General features: G+C 69.7%; 17 protein-coding genes. 7 read left to right on the top strand and 10 right to left on the bottom strand.

Annotation, left to right across the window (positions count from 1 at the left end; all coding sequences use genetic code 11):
• Nucleotides 1-6: 6 nt before the first annotated feature.
• Complete coding sequence (gene sepH / locus LC438_RS08940; protein ID WP_105673064.1) at nucleotides 7-1,044, top strand: septation protein SepH; 1,038 nt, start codon at nucleotides 7-9, stop codon at nucleotides 1,042-1,044.
• Between the two features lie 15 nt (nucleotides 1,045-1,059).
• On the opposite strand, the gene LC438_RS08935 is transcribed toward sepH, so the two are convergent.
• Entirely contained in the window at nucleotides 1,060-2,181 is a 1,122-nt protein-coding gene (locus tag LC438_RS08935) for an alkaline phosphatase family protein (RefSeq protein WP_223586366.1), read from the bottom strand.
• A 45-nt stretch (nucleotides 2,182-2,226) separates the two neighbouring features.
• Between LC438_RS08935 and LC438_RS08930 the strand changes: the two genes are divergently transcribed.
• A complete protein-coding gene (locus tag LC438_RS08930; protein WP_223586365.1) occupies nucleotides 2,227-4,668 on the top strand; it encodes a DNA topoisomerase (ATP-hydrolyzing) subunit A in 2,442 nt (813 codons plus the stop codon).
• Between the two features lie 111 nt (nucleotides 4,669-4,779).
• Here LC438_RS08930 and LC438_RS08925 read toward each other — a convergent pair whose 3' ends face one another.
• Together LC438_RS08925 and LC438_RS08920 are read right to left on the bottom strand one after the other, a co-directional pair.
• Nucleotides 4,780-5,595, bottom strand: a complete 816-nt coding sequence (locus LC438_RS08925) for an alpha/beta fold hydrolase (RefSeq protein WP_223586364.1) — start codon at nucleotides 5,593-5,595, stop codon at nucleotides 4,780-4,782.
• 19 nt (nucleotides 5,596-5,614) lie between these two features.
• Nucleotides 5,615-7,693, bottom strand: a complete 2,079-nt coding sequence (locus LC438_RS08920) for a type IIA DNA topoisomerase subunit B (protein WP_105673061.1) — start codon at nucleotides 7,691-7,693, stop codon at nucleotides 5,615-5,617.
• Between the two features lie 182 nt (nucleotides 7,694-7,875).
• Here LC438_RS08920 and LC438_RS08915 point away from each other — a divergent pair, with 182 nt between their 5' ends.
• Complete coding sequence (locus LC438_RS08915; RefSeq protein WP_105673060.1) at nucleotides 7,876-8,091, top strand: hypothetical protein; 216 nt, start codon at nucleotides 7,876-7,878, stop codon at nucleotides 8,089-8,091.
• 29 nt (nucleotides 8,092-8,120) lie between these two features.
• Here the strand turns inward: LC438_RS08915 and LC438_RS08910 are convergent, their stop codons facing one another.
• The 6 genes from LC438_RS08910 to LC438_RS08885 form a co-directional block, all read right to left on the bottom strand.
• Complete coding sequence (locus tag LC438_RS08910) at nucleotides 8,121-9,161, bottom strand: alanine racemase (RefSeq protein ID WP_223586363.1); 1,041 nt, start codon at nucleotides 9,159-9,161, stop codon at nucleotides 8,121-8,123.
• Nucleotides 9,158-9,853: an alanine racemase gene (locus tag LC438_RS08905; RefSeq protein ID WP_105673058.1), complete on the bottom strand. Its 696-nt coding sequence runs from the start codon at nucleotides 9,851-9,853 to the stop codon at nucleotides 9,158-9,160. Before LC438_RS08905 ends, LC438_RS08910 begins: the two co-directional genes overlap by 4 nt.
• On the bottom strand, nucleotides 9,853-10,611 hold the full coding sequence (locus LC438_RS08900) for a type 1 glutamine amidotransferase (RefSeq protein ID WP_105673057.1): 759 nt from the start codon (nucleotides 10,609-10,611) through the stop codon (nucleotides 9,853-9,855). The genes LC438_RS08905 and LC438_RS08900 overlap by 1 nt, the downstream gene beginning before the upstream one ends.
• Entirely contained in the window at nucleotides 10,608-11,924 is a 1,317-nt protein-coding gene (locus LC438_RS08895; protein WP_105673056.1) for a MurT ligase domain-containing protein, read from the bottom strand. The genes LC438_RS08900 and LC438_RS08895 overlap by 4 nt, the downstream gene beginning before the upstream one ends.
• Entirely contained in the window at nucleotides 11,924-13,165 is a 1,242-nt protein-coding gene (locus LC438_RS08890; protein ID WP_105673055.1) for an RNA polymerase sigma factor, read from the bottom strand. The genes LC438_RS08895 and LC438_RS08890 overlap by 1 nt, the downstream gene beginning before the upstream one ends.
• Nucleotides 13,166-13,331: 166 nt before the next feature.
• On the bottom strand, nucleotides 13,332-14,273 hold the full coding sequence (locus LC438_RS08885; protein WP_105673054.1) for a proteasome assembly chaperone family protein: 942 nt from the start codon (nucleotides 14,271-14,273) through the stop codon (nucleotides 13,332-13,334).
• 113 nt (nucleotides 14,274-14,386) lie between these two features.
• On the opposite strand from LC438_RS08885, the gene LC438_RS08880 reads away from it, so the two are divergent.
• The 3 genes from LC438_RS08880 (at nucleotide 14,387) to sucB (ending at nucleotide 19,018) form a co-directional block, all read left to right on the top strand.
• Complete coding sequence (locus tag LC438_RS08880; RefSeq protein WP_223586362.1) at nucleotides 14,387-15,865, top strand: leucyl aminopeptidase; 1,479 nt, start codon at nucleotides 14,387-14,389, stop codon at nucleotides 15,863-15,865.
• Entirely contained in the window at nucleotides 15,862-17,235 is a 1,374-nt protein-coding gene (gene lpdA / locus LC438_RS08875; protein ID WP_223586361.1) for a dihydrolipoyl dehydrogenase, read from the top strand. The genes LC438_RS08880 and lpdA overlap by 4 nt, the downstream gene beginning before the upstream one ends.
• Nucleotides 17,236-17,302: 67 nt before the next feature.
• Nucleotides 17,303-19,018 carry a 2-oxoglutarate dehydrogenase, E2 component, dihydrolipoamide succinyltransferase gene (gene sucB / locus LC438_RS08870; protein ID WP_223586360.1) on the top strand — a complete coding sequence of 572 codons (1,716 nt, stop codon included), beginning with the start codon at nucleotides 17,303-17,305 and terminating at the stop codon, nucleotides 19,016-19,018.
• Nucleotides 19,019-19,026: 8 nt separating this feature from the next.
• On the opposite strand, the gene LC438_RS08865 is transcribed toward sucB, so the two are convergent.
• Nucleotides 19,027-20,502, bottom strand: coding sequence for a hypothetical protein (locus LC438_RS08865; RefSeq protein WP_223586359.1), 1,476 nt, complete (start codon nucleotides 20,500-20,502; stop codon nucleotides 19,027-19,029).
• 164 nt (nucleotides 20,503-20,666) lie between these two features.
• Here LC438_RS08865 and LC438_RS08860 point away from each other — a divergent pair, with 164 nt between their 5' ends.
• Complete coding sequence (locus LC438_RS08860) at nucleotides 20,667-21,377, top strand: DUF4191 family protein (protein WP_105673049.1); 711 nt, start codon at nucleotides 20,667-20,669, stop codon at nucleotides 21,375-21,377.
• Nucleotides 21,378-21,400: the final 23 nt, after the last annotated feature.

The following is a 21,400-nucleotide window of genomic DNA, read 5'->3' as shown; positions in this document are numbered from 1 at the left end:
ATTCGCATGGAAAACGTCACCATCGTCGGCACTGAAGCAGGAGTGCTGGTACTCGCGACCGAATCGGGCGCGCGGTTCGCGTTGCCCATCGACGACGTGCTGCACCGGGAGATCCGCCGCGCGACGCGACAGAGCGAGCCCGTCGTGCAGCGCCTCGCCGCCAGCCCCCGCGACATCCAGGCGCAGATCCGCGCCGGACTCACGGCACCGGAGGTCGCCGAGCTCCTCGGCATCGGCGTCGACGACGTCGCGCGATTCGAAGGGCCAGTGCTCGCCGAGCGCGAGCACGTCATCGGGCAGGCGCTCGCCGTGCCGGTCCTCATCGGCAGCGAAGTCGAACCCGATGCCCAGCCGACGTTCGGCACCGCCATCCGCGCCAAGCTCGCAGAGCTCGAGGCGTCCGCCGAGCGCTGGGCGAGCTGGAAGGACGAGAGCGGCTGGATCGTCAAGCTCGAGTTCACGGCGAACGAGGTCGAGCACGATGCGCGCTGGAGCTTCGACCCGCGCCGCAGCGCTCTCGCACCGCTGAACGCCGACGCCACCCAGCTCTCCCGCCAGGGATCCCTGCCCGAAGGCCTCATCCCCCGGCTGCGCGCCGTGGACGCGGAGCGCCCCGCGTCGCCCTACAAGGACGAGAGCCGCTTCGACTCCGGCGCCTTCGGACCCCGTCTCGTCCCGACGCCGGAGGCCGACGTCGAGGACCCGAGCCTCCCGGAGCGCTCCCCGTCCGCCGCTCAGGATGCCGCGATCAAGCGCGCACCGGAGTCCCAGACGACCAGCCCGGAGACGGCCGACCTGCTCGAGGCTCTGCGCCGTCGTCGCGGCCAGCGTGAGAGCGCGCCCCTCATCGACGCTGACGACGAGGATCGTTCGCCGGAGCCGAGTCCGATCGCCCTGTTCGACGCTCTCGAATCGTCTCAGGACGAGCCGGAGGACGAGCCGGAGCCCACCCCCGAACCCGCGCAGGACAACGGACGCCGCCGTCGCCGCAACGCGATGCCGTCGTGGGACGAGATCGTCTTCGGAGCGCGCACCGACGAGTGATCCGCGCGCGACCGCTCAGCGAGCGAACGCGCCGAATCGCAGCAGAGGCACCTGGCGCTCCTCGGGAGTGAGTCCGCCGTGCTGCCCTACCATCCCCCGGCTGCGCTGATCGGCGGCGGTCCCGTCGTACACGGCCCCGCTCCCCCGCGCGACGACGAGCAGGTCGCCGATCCGGGATGCCGCGGCATCCGTCACCGTCTGCCCGAAGAGTCCCGAAGCGATGGCCTCGGCCTTCGACCCGATGTCGGCGACGCCGTCGAGGTCCGACCGCCACCGCGAGAGGACGGCATCGACGTCGCTCTCGGGCTCCAGATACACGTGGAGCATCCGCGGCTCTCCTCCGACGTGCCGTACTCCGTCGAGGTGCTCGGCCTCCAGCACCATCTGCCGATGGCTCGGCACGTCCACCATCCCGTGGTCGGAGGTCACGATGACACCGACGCCCGGGGGGATCCTGCGTGCGAGCGCGGCGTCCACGTCCTCGAGCGCCGACGCCCATTGGCGCGACGCGATGCCATGCTTGTGCCCCGCCTTGTCGACCTCGGGAAGGTAGCAGTAGACGAGGGCACCGGGATGGCGCTCCGCGAGCTCGTAGGCGGCCTCGACGCGATCCGCGGGCGACTGCGCCGCGACGAAGTCCGCACCGCGCAGCGTGGCCCGCGTGAACCCGCTGCCCGCGTAGGCGGCGACACCCACGGCGAAGACCGGCCTGCCCTCGGCGCGTCCGCGTTCGAACACCGTGGGCGCCGACTGCCACACGGCGGGGTCGATGCCCTCCGACTCCCACCCGGACAGCTGATTGACCAGCACATCGCGCTCGCGGTCGAGCACGCGGTATCCCACGAGGCCGTGCTCGCCGGGCCACACCCCTGTGAGGATGCTCGTCAGGGCGGCAGCCGTCGTCGAGGGGAACACCGAGTGGGCGACGTCCTTCTTCGCCATCCCTGCCGTCAGGCTCCGCGCGTGTCCGGCGTGAGCTCGCAGGCTGATGGCCCCGAGGCCGTCGATGAGGACGAGCACGACGGAGTCCGCCCGCGGCAGCACCGCGGACTCACCGCGCAGGGACGCGAACAGGTCGTCCGCCACCCCGACGACGCTCCGGGCTGTCGGGGACTCGGACGGTAGCATGAGGGACATCCGAGCCAGTCTGACACAGGCTCCATCTACGCCCTCAGGAACTCCATGCCGAAAACCCCGCCGCCCGAGCTCGCCCCGGAACGAATCCAGGACATCGACCTCGAAAGCGAGATGCAGGGCTCGTTCCTCGAGTACGCCTACTCGGTCATCTACTCGCGCGCTCTGCCCGACGCCCGCGACGGTCTCAAGCCCGTGCAGCGACGCATCCTGTATCAGATGGCCGAGATGGGTCTTCGTCCCGACCGCGGACACGTCAAGAGCGCCCGCGTCGTCGGCGAGGTGATGGGAAAGCTGCATCCTCACGGCGACTCGGCCATCTACGACGCCCTCGTCCGCCTGGCGCAGGAGTGGGCTCTGCGCGTGCCCCTCGTCGACGGGCACGGCAACTTCGGCTCGCTCGACGACGGCCCCGCGGCCGCGCGGTACACCGAGGCCCGTCTCGCGTCGCCTGCCATGGCCCTCACGGAGAACCTCGACGAGGACGTCGTCGACTTCATCCCGAACTACGACGGGCAGTTCCAGCAGCCGTCCGTCCTCCCCGCGGCCTTCCCCAATCTGCTCGTGAACGGCGCCAGCGGCATCGCGGTCGGCATGGCGACGAACATGGCGCCGCACAACCTCATCGAGGTCGTCGCCGCGGCGACGCATCTGCTGGAGAACCCCGACGCCTCCACCGAGGAGCTCATGGAGTTCGTGCCGGGGCCGGACTTCCCCTCCGGCGGCATCCTCATGGGCCTCGACGGCGTCAAGGACGCCTACACGACCGGACGCGGTGCGCTCAAGGTGCGCGGCAAGGTCTCCGTCGAGCCGCTCGGCCCGCGCCGCACCGGCATCATCGTCTCGGAGCTGCCGTACATGGTCGGCCCCGAGCGCCTCATCGAGAAGATCCGCGACGCAGTGCAGTCGAAGAAGCTGCAGGGCATCAGCGACGTCACCGACCTCACCGACCGCAACCACGGCCTTCGCGTCGCGATCGGCATCAAGACGGGCTTCGACCCGAACGCCGTGCTCGATCAGCTCTACCGGCTGACCCCGCTGGAGGACTCCTTCAGCATCAACAACGTCGCCCTGGTCGACGGACAGCCGCGGACGCTCGGCCTCAAGGAGATGCTCAGCGTCTACGTGGCGCACCGTCTCGAGGTCATCACGCGCCGCAGCCGCTACCGCCTCGCCCGCCGTGAGGAGCGCCTGCACCTCGTCGAAGGTCTGCTCATTGCGATCCTCGACATCGACGAGGTCATCCAGGTCATCCGCTCGTCCGACGACTCCGAGCAGGCGCGCACCCGCCTGCGGTCGGTGTTCGACCTCAGCGAGCTGCAGGCCGAGTACATCCTCGAGCTGCGGCTGCGTCGCCTCACGAAGTTCTCCCGGATCGAGCTGGAGGCCGAGCGCGATGCGCTGCGCGCGGAGATCGCCGCGCTGCAGGAGCTCCTCGCGAGCCCGGTGCTGCTGCGAGCTGCCGTGGCGAGGGAGCTGGATGCCGTGGCCGACGCCTACGGCACCCCCCGGCGCACGCTGCTCATGAACGCCGCCCCTCCGAAGCCGCGGGCCGCGAAGGGCGCCCCCGATCTGCAGATCGCCGACGCCCCGACCGTGCTCGTGCTCTCCACGACCGGTCGTGCCGTGCGCGTCGACCTCGCCGAGGGGCAGGAGCTGACGGCGCCGGCGCGCCGCAGCAAGCACGATGCGATCCTCACGACGGTCCAGACGACCGTGCGTGCGGATCTCGGTGCGCTGACCAGCGAGGGGCGCGTCCTGCGCTTCTCCCCCGTCGATCTGCCGTCGGTGCCGTCGACGTCGGTGCAGCTCGCCGCGGGAACCCCGCTGCGGGACTATCTGGGCGTCACGACGCGCGGCGAACGCGTCATCGGCTTCGTGCGCTTCGACAGCGAGACGCCGATCGCACTCGGCACCGCACAGGGCACGGTCAAGCGCATCGTCCCCTCGACCCTCCCCGTGCGCCCGGATCTCGAGGTCATCGGGATGAAGCCCGGCGACACCGTGGTCGGAGCCGCCGAGGCTCCGGACGACGCCGAGCTCGTGTTCATCACGACGGATGCGCAGCTGCTGCGGTTCGGAGCATCCGCGGTGCGTCCGCAGGGCGCACCGGCCGGCGGCATGGCGGGCGTGAAGCTCGGAGCCGGCGCCTCGGTGCTGTTCTTCGGCGCGGTGGCTCCAGAGGCCGAGGCCGTCGTCGCCACCGTGTCGGGCGCCGACAGCGCTCTGCCCGGCACCGAGCCGGGACGCGCCAAGGTCTCCTCCTTCGCGGAGTACCCGGCCAAGGGCCGTGCCACGGGCGGTGTCCGCGCGCACGCCTTCCTGAAGGGCGAGGACCGGCTCACGGTGGCGTGGGTGGGTCCGGACCCCGCACTCGCCGTCGATCCGACCGGTGCGGTCCGCAAGCTCCCCGAGAGCGGCTCTCGCCGCGACGCGTCCGGCCAGCCGATCGACGGCGTGATCGGCTCCATCGGTCGCACGATCGTCTGAGCCGGCGCCCCCGAGGGGCCGGGATGAGCGCGACCGAGAACGCCCATCGCCCTCACGTCGCGCAGACCGAACGAGCCGGGAGTCTGTGCGGGGTCTGCCGCTCCCCGCTTCTCAGGACGCTCGGCCCCTGAAGGCGGCACCGTCCAGGATGCGCAGAAGCGCCGTCGAGGCGGCGTCCGGTGCATCCCAGGTGACGATGTGCCCTGCACCCGCGATGACGTGCTCGACGACACCCTCGGCATCGGCCCAGGCAGGCATCGCGGTGGAGATGTTGCCCGTCCTGTCTTCTGCACCCCGCATCAGACCGACGGGAATCGGCGTGCGATAGCCGGGCTCCGGCGCGATCAGGGAGGCGGTGGCGCGCCAGACGTCGAGGAACACGCGTTTGGGCATCCGCGCGAAGACCTCCTCCGTGCGGGCGACGGCCGCCGGGGTGGTCGCCGACGCTCTCGCCATGAGTCCGGGGAGCACCCGCGCGGGGACCATGGCCAGCGAGGGCGCCGCGATGCGCAGAGCGAAGCGCTCGATCGCGGACAGCGGTCCGGCGTTCCAGCTCGCGTCGATCACGACCAGTCCGTGTGCGGCCAGAGGGGCTTCGCGGATCACTGCCTGGGAGAGGTTGCCGCCCAGGGAGTGCCCGACGAGAACGGCGCCTTCGGTTCCGATCGATGCGAGCAGCGCCTTCAGGTCGCCGACGGCATCCTCCGCGGTGAACCGTCGCCCGACCAGGGTCGACTCCCCATGACCGCGCAGATCCCAGACGATCGGCCGGAAGCCGGCCGCGGACAGCGCTCTCACCTGATCGTCGTACATACGGTGGTCCATGCCCGCGCCGTGGGTGAGCACGATCGGACGGCCTCGTCCGCCGTGGTCCGCGAACGCGATGCGGGAGCCCGGCCGATCGAGGAATCCGTCCAACTGCCCCATGACCGGCCTCCGCGACGACTCAGGCGTCGATCGCCTCGCGCGACAGACGGTCGGACGACTCGATGATGAACTCGCGACGAGGAGCGACCTCGTTGCCCATGAGCAGTTCGAAGACGCGACCAGCGGCCTCCGCATCCTCCATGCGCACCCGCCGGAGCAGACGTCCGCCACGATCCATCGTGGTGGTCGCGAGCTGTTCGGCGTCCATCTCGCCGAGACCCTTGTACCGCTGGATCGGCTCGTGCCAGCGCTTGCCCGACTTCTTCAGCTTCGTCAGCAGCGCGTGCATCTCCTGCTCGCTGTACGTGTAGATCGTCTCGTTCGGCTTGGACCCCGGGTTCATCACGATGACCCTGTGCAGCGGCGGCACGGCGGCGAACACGCGCCCCTGCTCGATCAGCGGCCGCATGTAGCGGAAGAAGAGGGTGAGCAGCAGCGTGCGGATGTGGGCGCCGTCGACGTCGGCGTCGCTCATCAGGATGACCTTGCCGTAGCGCGCGGCGTCGATGTCGAAGCTGCGCCCCGATCCGGCGCCGATCACCTGGATGATCGAGGCGCACTCGGCGTTGGAGAGCATGTCTCCGACCGAGGCCTTCTGCACGTTGAGGATCTTTCCGCGGATAGGCAGCAGCGCCTGGAACTCGCTGTTGCGCGCGTTCTTCGCCGTGCCGAGCGCCGAGTCGCCCTCGACGATGAAGAGCTCGCTGCGCTCCACGTCGTTCGTGCGGCAGTCGACGAGCTTGGTCGGCAGTGTGGACGACTCCAGCGCGTTCTTGCGGCGCTGCGTCTCCTTGTGTGCGCGCGCGGAGACGCGCGCCTTCATCTCGGCGACGATCTTGTCGAGCAGCTGAACGGCCTGGCTCTTGTCGTCGCGCTTCGTCGAGCTGAAGCGGTCGCCGAGGTCCTTCCGGAGCACCTGAGCGACGATCTGGCGCACAGCGGGAGTGCCGAGCACCTCCTTCGTCTGGCCCTCGAACTGCGGCTCCGGCACGTTGACGGTGAGCACGGCGGTGAGCCCCGCCAGCACGTCGTCCTTCTCGAGCTTGTCGTTGCCGACCTTCAGCCGTCGGGCGTTCTGCTCGACCTGCGTGCGCAGCACCTTGAGGAGCTCCTGTTCGAAGCCCTGCTGATGCGTTCCGCCCTTCGGGGTCGCGATGATGTTCACGAATGAGCGTGTCGTCGTGTCGTAGCCGGTTCCCCAGCGCATCGCGATGTCGACCGCGCACACGCGCTCGACCTCGGTGGCGACCATGTGACCGTCGGCCTGCAGCACCGGCACGGTCTCCTTGAAGGTGCCCTCGCCCTGGATGCGCCATGTGTCGGTCACCGGCGCATCGGAGGCGAGGTACTCGACGAACTCGGAGATGCCGCCCTCGTAGTGATACGAGGTCTCGTTCTTCTCCTCGGCGCGCTCATCGCGGACGACGAGTTCGAGGCCGGGGACGAGGAACGCGGTCTGCCGTGCGCGGGTCTCCAGATCGGGGAGCTGGAAGGCCGCGTCCTTGGTGAAGATCTGCCGGTCTGCCCAGTACCGGATGCGGGTGCCGGTGACACCGCGGGGGGCCTTTCCGATGACGCGCAGCTCGCTCTTGTCCTGGAACGGCGTGAACGGCGCGTCGGGGCGCTTCTCCCCCGTGTCGGCGAAGTTCCCCGGCTCACCCCGGTGGAAGGACATCGCGTAGGTCTTGCCGCCGCGGTCGACCTCGACGTCGAGCCGCTCGGAGAGCGCGTTCACGACGGAGGCGCCGACACCGTGCAGGCCTCCGGATGCCGCGTACGAGCCGCCGCCGAACTTGCCGCCGGCGTGCAGTTTGGTGAAGACCACCTCGACACCGGTCAGACCCGTGCGCGGTTCGACGTCGACGGGGATGCCGCGTCCCTTGTCGTGCACCTCGACGCTGCCGTCGGCGTGCAGGATGATGTCGATCTTCGAGCCGTTGCCCGCGACGGCCTCGTCGACGGCGTTGTCGATGATCTCCCAGAGGCAGTGCATGAGGCCGGGCGAGCCGTTGGAGCCGATGTACATGCCGGGGCGCTTCCGGACGGCCTCGAGCCCTTCAAGCACCTGGAGATGATGGGCGGAATACTCGGCGGTCACAATCTCCGATTCTATTCTCGCGACCCCCTCCAGAGCCGCAGACACTCCCCGATCTGCGCCAGACGGCCACCGCGGCGTACGCGCTGAGCGAAACACGCCGTAAGCCGGGCATGCGTACAGGTTGCGCGTGGTTGTATTGAGCACACCCCGACAGTGAACCCGACACCCAAGGAGGCACCGAGATGAATGCAACGACCGAACGTGAGACCTCCGCCGTCGAGTTCCGCCTGACCGCCATGGATCGTTGTGATTCGTGTGGCGCTCAGGCCTACATCGCGGCGGTCGTCAACGGTTCCGAGCTGCTCTTCTGCGCTCACCACGGACGCAAGTACGAAGAGAAGCTCCGCAGCATCGCGACGAGCTGGCACGACGAGACCGCTCGCCTCATCGAGGCCTGACTCTCTGCTCCCGACCGGCGCCGCGTGCGTCAGTCGATGACCACGCGGCGCACGCGTGAGGTGAGACGGGTGAGGATCTCCTCGCCCACCGTGTCGACCCGCTCCGCGAGCGAGGTCGCGCTCACCTCTCCGTGAGCGCCGGCACCGAGGATCCAGACGGTGTCGCCGACCGCGAGGTCGGCCGCGTCGGACATCACGGATGTGGTGTCGCCGATGCTCGTGAGCAGCCGAGTTCCGGACTCCGTCCCGACGGGCATGCCCGCGAGGGTCGAGAACAGGCCGTCGAAACTGCCGATGCCGATCACCGCGGCACCGTCTGCGATCTCGACGACCGTCGCGGTGAGCTCCGCCACCGGCAGGATCCCGTCGAGCTCAGGGCCGTCAGCCGAACGGACGCCGTAGCAGAACGCCCCGATCCGGGAGACGGATCCGCGCAGCTCAGGACGCCACCACGACGCCGCTGAGGCGGTGAGGTGGAGGGCTTCCGGAGCAGCGCCGGACGCGTTCACGACCTGCACAGCGTCGAGGAAGACTCTCTGGGCGTCGTCGTCCTCGGCATCGCTCGCCTCCGCGAGGTGACTCCAGACACCGACAAGCTCGATGGCACCGGAGGCTTCGGCCGCACGGGCGCGCTCCACGACCGCAGCCCAGTCCTCGGGCAGCACGCCGTTGCGGTGCAGCCCGGTGTCGATCTTCAGGTGGATGCGCGCGCGGAGTCCGAGGGCGACGGCCCTGGCGATGATCCGGCCGAGGTACTCATCGGTGCCCACCCCGAGGTCGATCCGCTGCAGGAGCGCGTCGTCGATCTCGTCATCCGTCGCCGTCGCCCAGGCGAACACGCGCGCTGGGCGCTCGAGGATGCGACGGATCTCGAGACCTCCGCGGACGTCGTAGCTGCCGAACCACTCCACGCTCGTGCGCGCCGCGGTCTCCACGGCCCAGGTGATTCCGTGCCCGTAGGCGTCGTCCTTCATCACGAGCATCAGCTCGGACGGCGAGATGCGCTCCTGCACCGCGTCGATGTTCGCGATGAAGCGGGCGCTGCTCAGTCGCAGCTGCGGACGGGTCATGACTCCCACTCCCTCTCGGCGTGGGACCCTGCGACCGTCACGAGCTCCGCGACGGAGAGCCCCGTCACCGATCTCCACCCGGCGAGGGCGGGTCCGGCAGGACCTCGGCCGCCGAAGTATGTCACCTCTGTGCCCACGGGGACGTCCTCGCCCTGCAGGTCGACGACGCAGACATCCATCGCCACCCGGCCGACGATGGGCCGTTCTCTGCCGTCGACCTCGACGTGGGCTCTGTTGCCGAGCGCTCGCACGATCCCCTGCGCGTATCCGCCGGTCACCAGCGCGACCACGGTGTGCGCGGTCGCGCGGTGGGTGTACCCGTAGGACACGGCATCACCGGGTCTGAGCCTCTTGGTCGACATCACGCGGCCTGCCAGCCGCATCACGGGATCGGTGAGCAGCACGCCGTCATCGTCCGGCAGCCCGTAGAGCCGCGCGGAGTCGATGTCGGGCTCGATGCCGACGACCGCGCCGATGCCCTCCAGGGACAGGGCTTCGGCCTGACTCGCCGAGTCGACGAGCACCGCTTCGGCTCCCGCCATCGTCACCGCGTGGGCGACGGAGAGGATGCCGTGCCCCCAGGCATCGGAGCGCAGATCAGCCACTCGGCCTCCTGCGGCGACAGCGGCCGCCGCGGATGCGGTGAGCGCCGATCGCGAGATCACCGCCCGGGGAAGCGCGCTGCTGATCATCACAGACCGATCGTGCTGAAGTCCTTGCTGTGAACGAGGTGCTCGATGGCCGCGCGGGCTCCGTCTGCGTACTCGTTCAGATGCGTGTGCGCATCGCCGGCGGACCACGCGATGCCGCGCCGTGCGGTCACCGCGGTGAGGATCGCGTCGGACCACTGCGGATTCAGCGGAAGAGCCGGACCCTGCACGTTGGACGCGTAGGACTCTCCCCTGCGGACGATCTCGCCGGCCGCGCCGTCAAGAGAGAAGCTGCCCTTGCCCGCCACCACGGTGCCTGCGGCCTCGGCCTGCGGGCCGAGGGTCCAGCGGGAGGCGTGGTCCTCGAATCCGATGACTCGACCGAACGGGGCGTCGGCGATGATGTATCCGACGTTGCGGTCGCGCGTGCGCGCCACACGGAACGGGAACAGGCCGAGGCCGTCCAGGATCTCACCGTCGAGCAGATCGACGCCCTCGCTGAGGAGCTCGGCGGACGCGCCGATCGCGAAGAGCGAACGGCCAGCCTCGACGAACTTCTCGAGCTCCGCGGCGCGCGCCCGGAGGTCGTCTGCGACGATGCGCATGGCGGAGAGGGGGCCGTTGCCGAGCACGATGATGTCGGCATCCGCGGGGAGTGCCTCCCCGATGCCGACGCGGACGACGTCGACGGGCACTCCGGCGCGCTCCAGACGCACCTGCAGGGCACGCACGTTGCCGCGGTCGCCAGTGATGCCGAGCTCCACCGGATAGAGCTGGACGATTCGCACGGTGTCGGTCATCGGCGCGCAATCTCCTGATCTCCGTGACCGAGCAGCCTGCGCCCGATCATCATCAGCTCGTAGTTGACGAACCAGGTCTGGCGGCCAGAGGCCGCGGGCTCGAGCGCCCGCATGAGCGCCACGGCCTTCTCCATGTCGGGCTCGACGACGCCGATCTCGACGCCGGCGTGCTCGAGGCTGAGAGCGAGCTGGTACGCCTTCTCCCCGGTCACGACGTCGATGCGCTTCACCACGTCGAAGTCGACGTCGTACAGCCAGGAGACGTCGGGGGTGCCCTCGTCGATCGCGATGAGGGCGCGCTCGGGGGCCCCCTCCAGCGCATCCAGGTTCATCTGCAGGCTGGGCGCGTTCTTGAACATGACGAACTCGACCTGCTCGCCCGCCGGGTCGCGGCGGAGCGGGATGACCTCGCCGCGTCCGTACGCGGGCGCCATCTGCGCGAAGCCCTTCGCGGCGCTCTCCACCGTGAAGTCGGGTCCGAGGACTCGCGACGCCACGGTCAGCGCGGCGGCCGCGTCGGCCGCGTAGTGCAGGCCGCGGGCGGGGAGGGTGATCTCGGCGTCCACACCGTCGACGCGGACGACCACATCACGACCACGGGCGCTGACGACCTCGGCGAAGGCGTCGTGGTCGAGGATTCCGGCGTTGCCGCTCCGGGTGTCCGCGGCATTCGCGAGGCCGTGGGCTGAGGCCGCGACGAGCTCGGGCGAGACGCCGAAGAACGACACCTCACCGCGCATCGCGCTCGTGTCGATCTTGCTCAGGTACGGGTCGTCGCGGTTCACGATGACATGACCGGTGGCGCGCTTCGACGCCTCGAGCATCATGTCGGCCACGCGCTCGGTCTCGTAGAAGCGGTACAGCTGGTCGACCTGCACGTTCAGCGAGAGGATCACGGACGGCGAGAGCCGATCCGCGAGATCCGCTGCGTAGCCCTCGTCGATCTCGAGCACGGCGACGTCGGCACGGATGCGGCCGGTGAGCGTCGCATCAGCGAGCAGCGCGCTGGTGACGCCCTGCGGCAGATTCGCGCCCGTCGGGTTCGTGAACACGGTCAGACCGTGTGCACGCAGCACCTCGCTGATCATGTGCGTCGTCGTGGTCTTGCCGTTGGAACCGAGCACGAACACGACGCCGTACCGGAACTGTCCGGCGAGCGTGGGAAGCAGCGTCGGCGCGAGTCTGTTCGTCAGGTACCCCGGAAACGCCGATCCGCCGCCGCGCAGACGCGTGGCGAACCGGGCGAGCTTGCCCGCCAGGACGGGGAAGACGTAGCGGATGCCTGCCGAGCGCGCCTGAGGTGCGCCCGTCATCATTCGAGGTAGTCCCGCAGCGACTGCGACCGGCTCGGGTGCCGCAGCTTGGCCATGGTCTTCGACTCGATCTGGCGGATGCGCTCACGCGTCACGCCGAAGGTGTCGCCGATCTGGTCGAGGGTCTTCGGCTGTCCGTCGCCGAGGCCGAAGCGCATCCGGATCACGCCGGCCTCGCGCTCGGAGAGAGAGTCGAGCAGCTGCTCGAGCTGACGCTGCAGCATCGTGAAGCCGACCGCGTCAGCGGGGACCACGGCCTCGGTGTCCTCGATCAGGTCGCCGAACTCGCTGTCGCCGTCCTCACCGAGCGGCGTGTGCAGGGAGATCGGCTCTCGGCCGTACTTCTGCACCTCGACGACCTTCTCGGGCGTCATGTCGAGCTCGCGGCTGAGCTCCTCGGGAGTGGGCTCCCTGCCGAGGTCCTGCAGCATCTGACGCTGGACACGGGCGAGCTTGTTGATGACCTCGACCATGTGCACCGGGATGCGGATGGTGCGGGCCTGGTCGGCCATCGCGCGGGTGATCGCCTGACGGATCCACCAGGTGGCGTACGTCGAGAACTTGAAGCCCTTGGTGTAGTCGAACTTCTCGACCGCGCGGATCAGGCCGAGGTTGCCCTCCTGGATCAGATCCAGGAACTGCATGCCGCGACCGGTGTAGCGCTTGGCGAGCGAGACGACGAGGCGGAGGTTGGCGCCGAGCAGGTGGCTCTTCGCACGCTGACCGTCACGGGCGACCCACTGCAGGTCGAGTCCGAGCTGGCTGGTCTTCTCCGCCGCGGTCATCGCGGCGAGCTTCTCCTCGGCGAACAGACCGGCCTCGATGCGCATCGCGAGCTCGACCTCTTCGGCCGCGTTCAGCAGCGCGACCTTTCCGATCTGCTTCAGGTAGTCCTTGACGGGGTCGGCCGTCGCCCCGGTGATCTGCGTGGAGTAGACCGGGACGTCCTCGTCGTCGTTCGAGGAGATGACGATCGCGCCGGTCGGCAGCGGCTCGGTGAACTTCGGCTTCGCGTCGTCGTCGTCCTCGTCGGCCTCCTCGGCCGCGCCGGCGACGGGGGCATCGTCGTCTTCGACGATGTCATCCGACTTCTTCTTCTTGGCAGGAGCGCGCTTCGCCGCGGCACGCTGCGCAGCGGTCTTGGGCGCGGGCTTCTCGGGCGTCTCGTCGACCTGGGCGTCGATCTCCGGTTCGACGGCGGTCTTCTTCGTCCGGGATTTGTTTGTCGTGGCAGGAGTCACGTTTCGCCTTTCACGGGGCCGCTGAAACGCCCCGGAACTTTCGGACACTAGTAAGACCCTTGTCAAGTCCAGCCTCCGAAAAGACTGATTGACAACGGGTCAGAGTCCTAGTATCGCACACGTACGGGTGTGCGGCTGCATTCGGTGCGGAACATACCGCGTATCGTCAGCCTCGACCCTGCTTGTCGTCATCGCCCGACGGCCGCGAGGCCAGATATCTCTCCAGCTCCGCGGCGAGCTCATCGGCGCTGGGCAGGTCGCGTTCGCTGAATCCGCCCTCGTCGTAGGAGTCGTCCTCCGGGTCGCGCCCCGCCATGTAGGCGTCGTAGCGGCGCTCCAGGTTGTGCACCATCTGCTGCAGCTCGTCGTTGCCGAGGACCTGCTCGTCGACCCGGGTGATGTAGTCCTCCCGGCGCGCGCGCACCTCGTCGAGCATCAGCACCAGCCCCGTCGCGGCCATCAGACGCTCGGCCGCCGTGATCACGGCATCCGGGTTCTCGGTCTCTGCGAGGTAGTGCGGAACCAGCAGGACGAAGCCGACTACGCGATCACCGCGCTCGGCGAACCGGAACTCGAGCAGATGCCCCGCGGTCGCCGGAACCTGCGTGCGGGGGCGCCACACCGAGTGCGCGACGGTGAGGTCGCGTCGGTTGCCGCTCACCGTCGTGCCGATCGGACGCGTGTGCGGCACGGGCATGGCGATCGAGTGCACCCAGCTGACGCCGGAGACCTCGTACTCGGTCGCGAGCTCGAGGACGGTGCGCGCGAACTCGTTCCAGGCGAAGTCGGGCTCGTAGCCGGAGAGGAGCAGGAACTTCTGCCCGAGCGCATCCGTGGCGAGAGAGAGCTCGAGCCGAGCGGGTCGGAACTCGGTCAGGTGGTCCTGATCGAAGGAGATCACGGGGCGACGCGCCCGGTAGTCGAGGAGTGCGTCGTTGTCGAACACGACGACGGGCTGGAGATCGGCCGTCTCACGGAGGTGGTCGATGAGTCCGGAGACGGCGCTGCCCGCGTCGGTGAATCCGGTCAGGAGCATCACCAGAGGAAGGCCGCGCGGCACTGCCGGCGCGTTGGCGACGCGTTCGAGGATGTCTCCGGAGAAGGGCATATCTCCATGCTACGAGCCGCGTCGGACGAGGGGGCGGCACGGGTATTGCTCAGAGCGAACACGCGGCGGCGCCACCACACGCCCCCGGCCTCCGTGCTCTCTAGGATGGAGGCATGACGCTTCCCGCGCTCTCGCGCACCTCAGATCAGTTCCCCGGAAGCGCTGCAGATGCCGCAGTGCTCGTCGTGCCCGACATCTCCGACTCCGCAGAGTCGCTCGCCGGCTTCCCCGGCCTCGCGGACTCGCTGCAGGGCATCGGCTTCACGGGTGGCGCTTCCGCCTTCGCGCGGGTGCACGCACCCCAGGTGACGACGGTGCCGTTCGCGGTGGTGGGCGCCGGGAAGAACCCGAACGCGCTCGCCGTGCGCAACGCCGTCGGTGCCGCACTGCGCACGCTCACGGGGTTCGCGACCGTCTCGGTCGCACTGGCGCCGGGGCTCGAGGAGTTCGCGGATGCCGCGGCAGAGGGCGCCGTGCTCGGAGGCCACCGGTTCGACGGGTACAAGGCCGATCCCCCGAAGCCGCGGGCGAGCACCGTTCTGCTTCACGCTGAGCTCGACGATGCCGCCGTGGCGCGCGCCGCAGCCGTCGGCGAGGCCGTCGCGCTCGTCAAGGACCTCGTGCTGGTGCCCGCCGAGTGGCAGAGCCCCGCGCAACTCGCCCAGAGCGCCGCCGACAGCGTCGATGGGCTCGAGGTCTCCGTGGAGATCCTCGACGAGAAGGCGCTGGCCGAGCAGGGCTTCGGCGGCATCCTCGGCGTGGGCCAGGGATCGGACCGGCCGCCGCGCCTCGTGCGCCTCGATTACTCCCCCGCCGACGCGGCGCGCCACATCGCCCTCGTCGGCAAGGGCATCACCTTCGACACCGGAGGCCTCTCCCTCAAGCCCGCCGCCTCCATGGTCGGGATGAAGTTCGACATGGCGGGAGCCGCGACCAGCCTCGCCGCGCTGCGGGCCATCGCGAAGCTCGGCCTTCCCGTTCGTGTGACCGCCTGGCTGTGCATCACCGACAACATGCCCTCAGGACGGGCGATCCGCCCCGGCGACATCCTGCGGATCCTCGACGGCACGACGGTCGAGGTGAACAACACCGATGCGGAAGGTCGCCTCGTGCTGGCCGACGGCCTGGTCGCCGCGAGCCGCGAGCACCCCGATGTCATCATCGACGTCGCGACCCTCACCGGCGCCATCATCGCCGCGCTCGGCCATCGGCACACCGGCGTGTTCGGAGACGACGACACCGTCGCGGAGTTCCTGGCCGCAGCGGATGCCGTGGACGAGCCGGCGTGGCACATGCCCCTCCCCGCCTACATGGAGGACTCGCTCGACTCCCCCATCGCCGACCTGCAGAACGCGAACATGAGCGATCGCATGGGCGGAGCCTCCTTCGCCGGGCTCTTCCTTCAGCGCTTCGTCGGCCGCGTGTCCGACGCCGAGGACGCCCCGCGCATTCCGTGGGTCCACCTCGACATCGCCGGCTCCAGCGAGCACAACGGCGCACCCTACGGCTTCACTGAGAAGGGCCCAACGGGGGCGATGGTCCGATCGATCATCGCCTTCGCCGACGCATCCCACCCGGAGGCAAGATCATGACAACCCACACCTTCGACATCGTCGTCCTCGGTGGCGGCAGCGGCGGGTACGCCGCAGCCCTGCGCGCCAGCGAGCTCGGCAAGTCCGTCGCCCTGATCGAGAAGGACAAGGTCGGCGGCACCTGCCTGCACCGCGGGTGCATCCCCACCAAGGCGCTGCTGCACGCCGCCGAGGTGGCGGAGCACGTACGAGGGGCCGCGCACGTCGGCATCTCGGCGTCGCTCGACGGCATCGACCCGGCGGGCGTCCGCGCATACCGCGAAGGCATCGTCGCGAAGAAGTACAAGGGCCTCGAGGGCCTCGTCAAGGCCCGCGGCATCACGACGGTGGCCGGCGCCGGGCGCCTCAACGCCGATCGCTCGGTGAGCGTCGGCGACGACGTGTACGTCGGCGCGGACGTGATCCTCGCGACCGGCTCGTACAGCAGGACCCTCCCCGGTCTCGAGATCGGCGGACGCATCCTGACGAGCGAGCAGGCGCTCTCCCTCGACGTCATCCCCGAGAAGGTGCTGATCCTCGGCGGCGGCGTGATCGGCGTCGAGTTCGCCAGCGTGTGGCGCTCGTTCGGCGCCGAGGTCACGATCATCGAGGCGCTCCCGCACCTCGTCCCCAACGAGGACATCGCGCTCAGCAAGGGCCTGGAGCGCGCATTCCGCCGCCGCGGGATCCAGTACTCCCTCGGCATCCGCTTCCAGACCGCCGTGCAGGACGACGCCTCTGTGACCGTCACGCTCGAAGACGGCAAGGAGTTCACCGCCGACTACCTCCTCGTCGCGGTCGGCCGCGGTCCGGTGACCGCCGACCTCGGGTTCGAGGAGGCGGGCGTCGTCCTCGACCGCGGATTCGTCACGGTCGACCAGGATCTCCGCACCGGCGTCCCCGGAGTGTGGGCCGTCGGCGACATCGTCCCGGGTCTGCAGCTCGCACACCGCGGTTTCCAGCAGGGCATCGCGGTCGCCGAGCGCATCGCGGGCTTGTCGCCCGCGAACGTCCCGGACGTCCAGATCCCGAAGGTCACGTACTCGAGCCCCGAGGTCGCCTCGGTGGGCATCACCGAGGAGGCGGCGATCGCCGCCCACGGAGCGGATGCCGTCGCCGCCTACGAGTACAACCTCGCCGGCAACGGCAAGAGCGAGATCATCGGCACCGGGGGTCTCGTCAAGGTCGTCCGCCTCAAGGACGGCCCTGTCCTCGGCGTCCACCTCCTCGGCGACCGGGTCGGCGAACTCATCACCGAGGGCCAGCTGGCCGTCGCGTGGGAGGCGCACCCCGAGGACATCGCCCCCCTGATCCACGCCCACCCCACACAGAGCGAGGCACTGGGCGAAGCCTTCCTGGCGCTGGCCGGAAAGCCGCTCCACGCTCTCTGAGCACCAACCGGTGCGCAGTTCACTAAGCTAGACAAGCGTCATACAACTTCCTGAAGGAGACTCCGTCATGAGCACATCCGTGATCCTCCCCGCTCTCGGTGAGAGCGTCACAGAGGGTACGGTCACCCGCTGGCTGAAGCAGGTCGGTGACACGGTGCAGGCGGATGAGGGCCTGCTCGAGATCTCGACCGACAAGGTCGACACCGAGATCCCCTCCCCTGTCACCGGCGTGATCGAGGAGATCCTCGTCGCCGAAGACGAGACCGTCGAGGTCGGCGCGCTTCTCGCGCGCATCGGCGACGGCAGCGGCGCGGCACCGACCGCGGATGCCCCGGCAGCCGCGGCCCCTGCTGCAGAGGCGACCCCCGAGCCGGCCGACCCCAGCGTCGGTGCACAGGCCGAGGCCGCACCCGCTGCGTCCGCACCCGCGGCCCCTGCCGCACCGGCTGGCGACGCCACCGACATCGTCCTCCCCGAACTGGGCGAGAGCGTCACCGAGGGCACCGTCACCCGCTGGCTGAAGCAGGTCGGCGACACCGTCGCGGTCGATGAGGCCCTGCTCGAGATCTCGACCGACAAGGTCGACACCGAGATCCCGTCGCCGGTCGCCGGCGTCCTGCAGGAGATCGTCGCCGGTGAAGACGAGACCGTCGCCGTCGGCGCCGTGCTCGCGCGTGTCGGCTCCGGTGCAGCACCCGCCGCCGCGGCGCCCGCTGCTCCGGCACCTGCAGCGGCTCCTGCACCCGCCGCCGCACCGGCACCCGCTGCCGCACCGGCACCCGCCGCCGCACCGGCTCCCGCTCCCGCAGCTGCCCCGGCGCCTGCAGCCGCACCGGCACCCGCCGCCGCACCGGCCCCGGCCGCTGCGGAGAACGACAACGTCTACGTGACGCCGCTCGTGCGCCGCCTCGCTTCGCAGCAGGGTGTCGACCTCGCGACCGTCGCCGGCACCGGTGTCGGAGGACGCATCCGCAAGGAGGACGTGCTCAAGGCCGCCGAGGCCGCAGCCACCGCGCCTGCCGCTGCCGCACCCGCTGCTCCGGCTCCCGCTCCTCTCGAGGTGTCGCCGCTGCGCGGTACGACGCAGCCGATGTCGCGTCTGCGCAAGGTGCTCGCGGAGCGCGCTGTCGCTTCGATGCAGCAGACGGCCCAGCTGACGACGGTTGTCGAGGTCGATGTCACGGCCCTCGCCGACTATCGGGACAGCGTCAAGGGATCGTTCCTGCAGAAGACCGGCGACAAGCTGTCCTTCCTGCCGTTCTTCGCCCTGGCCGCCGCCGAGGCTCTGCGCGCCTTCCCGATCGTGAACTCCACGGTCGACGGCGACCAGATCGTCTACCCGGCGACCGAGAACCTGTCGATCGCGGTCGACACCGAGCGCGGCCTGCTGACTCCCGTCCTGCGCGACGCGGCGTCGAAGAACATCGCTCAGATCGCTCATGAGATCGCCGACCTCGCTGCTCGCACTCGCGACAACAAGCTGAAGCCCGACGAGCTCGCCGGCGGCACGTTCACGCTGACCAACACCGGTTCGCGCGGCGCGCTGTTCGACACTCCGGTGGTCTTCCTGCCGCAGTCCGCGATCCTCGGCACCGGAACCGTCGTCAAGCGCCCCGGTCTCGTGAAGGTGGGCGGCGCCGATGCGATCGCCGTCCGTTCGTACGTGTACCTCGCGCTCTCGTACGACCACCGGATCATCGACGGCGCCGACGCAGCTCGCTTCCTCGGTGCGGTCAAGGCCCGCCTCGAGGCGGCGAACTTCGCGGCAGACCTCGGAGCCTGATCACAGCATCACCCTGGCTGGTCCGCGACGTCGTACACGTCGCGGACCAGCCAGTGCTCGTTAAGGCGCACGAGCACGAGCATCCGCTCGCCCTCGGAGGGAGAACCGCCATCCTCCCTTGCGACCGCTGACATCCGCACCACTGCGACGTCGCCGTACTCGTCGACCAGCGCGAGTTCCGGTCGCTCCTCGCCCCGCAGCGCGACCGCCAGCGCATCGACGACACCGGCTGAGCCTTCGGCCACCGCCTCCGTGCACGCGGCATCGGACTCAGCGAGGCACTGTGAGATCGTGTCGAGAAGCACGGGACCCGACGCCAGCGGATCCTCTTCAGGGCCCGGCGACTCCGGCGCGCTGTGCGGAAGTGCATCAGGTGTCGCGGCCGGGGACTCCGGCGGAGTGGACACCCGCGTCTCCGGTGTCACGGCACCGACCGTCTCTGCGCCATCGGCGGGCCACAGCAACCCCACGGCCAGGACTGCCACGGCGGCGACACCGGCGATCATCTGCGCTCGGCGCCGCTGGGGCCTCGGCACCCGTCCGCCGTCGCCCTCCCGACGTTTGTCACTCTGTCCGTCGTCACGCCGCCCGCGACCGATGCGGCTCCGCAAGCCAGCGCCTGTCTCCCGCGCAACACCGCGGCCGGAGTCAGGTCGCAGACGGAGAAGCAGGTCGGCCATCGTCCCGGAAGCAGCCCGCCCCCATCCCACCAGAGCTGAGCGGACGGCACGTCCTACTCCCCTGGACGCATCGCCCTCGTCAGAGGCGCGTCGGAGTTCCCGCCGACTCCACACCTGCGCGCGGGGGTCCTCGTCGCGGAGCATCTCGATGTCGCGAACCCTCTCTGGCGCCAGGACTTCCCGGTCGAGCGCCCTCGGCGCCGCGAGCTCGAACAGCTCCGCCTCCCATCGCGTGAGGAGCTGAGGCAGCATCCGCGGCCTGCTGCTCCCCTCCGTGAGCCCACCCTGCACGGAGGAGAGCAGCCGCCCCAGCGCCCGGTCGGTGCATTCCCGCTGCACCAGCTCGACGATCCGCGCGGTCGCGATCCGCACGTCCTCGCCCTCCCCGATCACGAACATCGGCCGACCTCCGTCCGTGATCCACCAGGTGCCGCTCCCCTCGGCGATCCTCTCCCCGCACTCCGCCACACCCCGCAGCAGACTCGCCACGAGGGTGCTCACCTCCCCAGGGGCGAGCGTGGAGCCCGCAGCGGCTCGGCGCCCCAGAAACGCCGAGATCCGCTCCGTGCACCACGGCAGCAGCACGTCGTGCCCGTCGGCACGACGCACGAGGTCGAGCGGACCGGCCACATGATCGCTCCCCGCGAGCATCCACCCCGTCCACCCGCTGAACGCGGCCGCATCCGCGCAGACGGCGACCCTTTCGCCGTCTGCGACCAACGTGCCCCGGAACGGCCCCTCGTCCGCATCGAGCACCCTGATCGCGCGGTGCGCACCGGGCACCAGCCCGGTCGCCGCGTTCATCTCCCTCACCATGCGACCATGACAGCGCATCCGCCAGCGCCGTGGTGGCGAAAGCGGGTGATGTGGATGGATCCGTCGCGAATCGACCGCTGTGGACGAAGAGTGGAATCCGCCCGGCGCGAACGGGACATCGGACGCACCGGGGAATCGGTAGGCTGATACCCATGGCAAACCGCGCGTCCGCACCTGAGAAGCGTCCTGGGTTCTTCTCCCAGATCAGGTCCCTCTTCAAGTTCACCCGTGAGATCTATCCCTGGCTTCCGTGGGCGCAGATCGCCATCCTCGTCGCCGGCGTCCTCGTCGGGCTGATCGCCGGATACGTCATCCCGCCGTTCCAGATCTGGACGCTGGTCCTGTGGGGCATCTCCGGTCTCATGCTCGGCATCCTCGGTGCGATGTTCCTCATGACGCGCCTGTCGACGTCCGCCATGTACCAGAAGATCGACGGCATGCCCGGCGCGACGGGTCATGTGCTGAGCACGAGCCTCGGCCGCAATTGGCAGGCCTCCGAGACGCCGGTGGGCATCAACCCGAAGACGCAGGATGCCGTGTACCGCACGGTCGGACGCGGCGGCGTCGTGGTCGTCGGCGAGGGTTCTCGCGGACGCCTCACCCGCCTGGTCAACGATGAGCGCAGCAAGGCGGAGCGCGTCGCGCACGGTGTTCCCGTCACGGTGCTCTACGTCGGCCATGGCGACGACGACGTCACGATCGCCGACCTGGCGAAGACCATCAAGAAGCTTCCGAAGGCCATCGACAAGGCGACGATGGGCGCGGTCATCCGCCGCATCGACTCGGTCTCCCAGTCGCTCTCCTCGCTGCCGATCCCGAAGGGCATCGACCCCACCAAGGTCCGTTCGCAGCGTCCGCGCTGATCGAACGCCCCGCACACGAAGAA

This window comes from Microbacterium sp. OVT16B (genome assembly GCF_019969705.1).
Taxonomy (GTDB): domain Bacteria; phylum Actinomycetota; class Actinomycetes; order Actinomycetales; family Microbacteriaceae; genus Microbacterium; species Microbacterium natoriense.
Note: the sequence above shows the minus strand (reverse complement) of the source record. Positions and strands in the feature narration are given on the sequence as shown.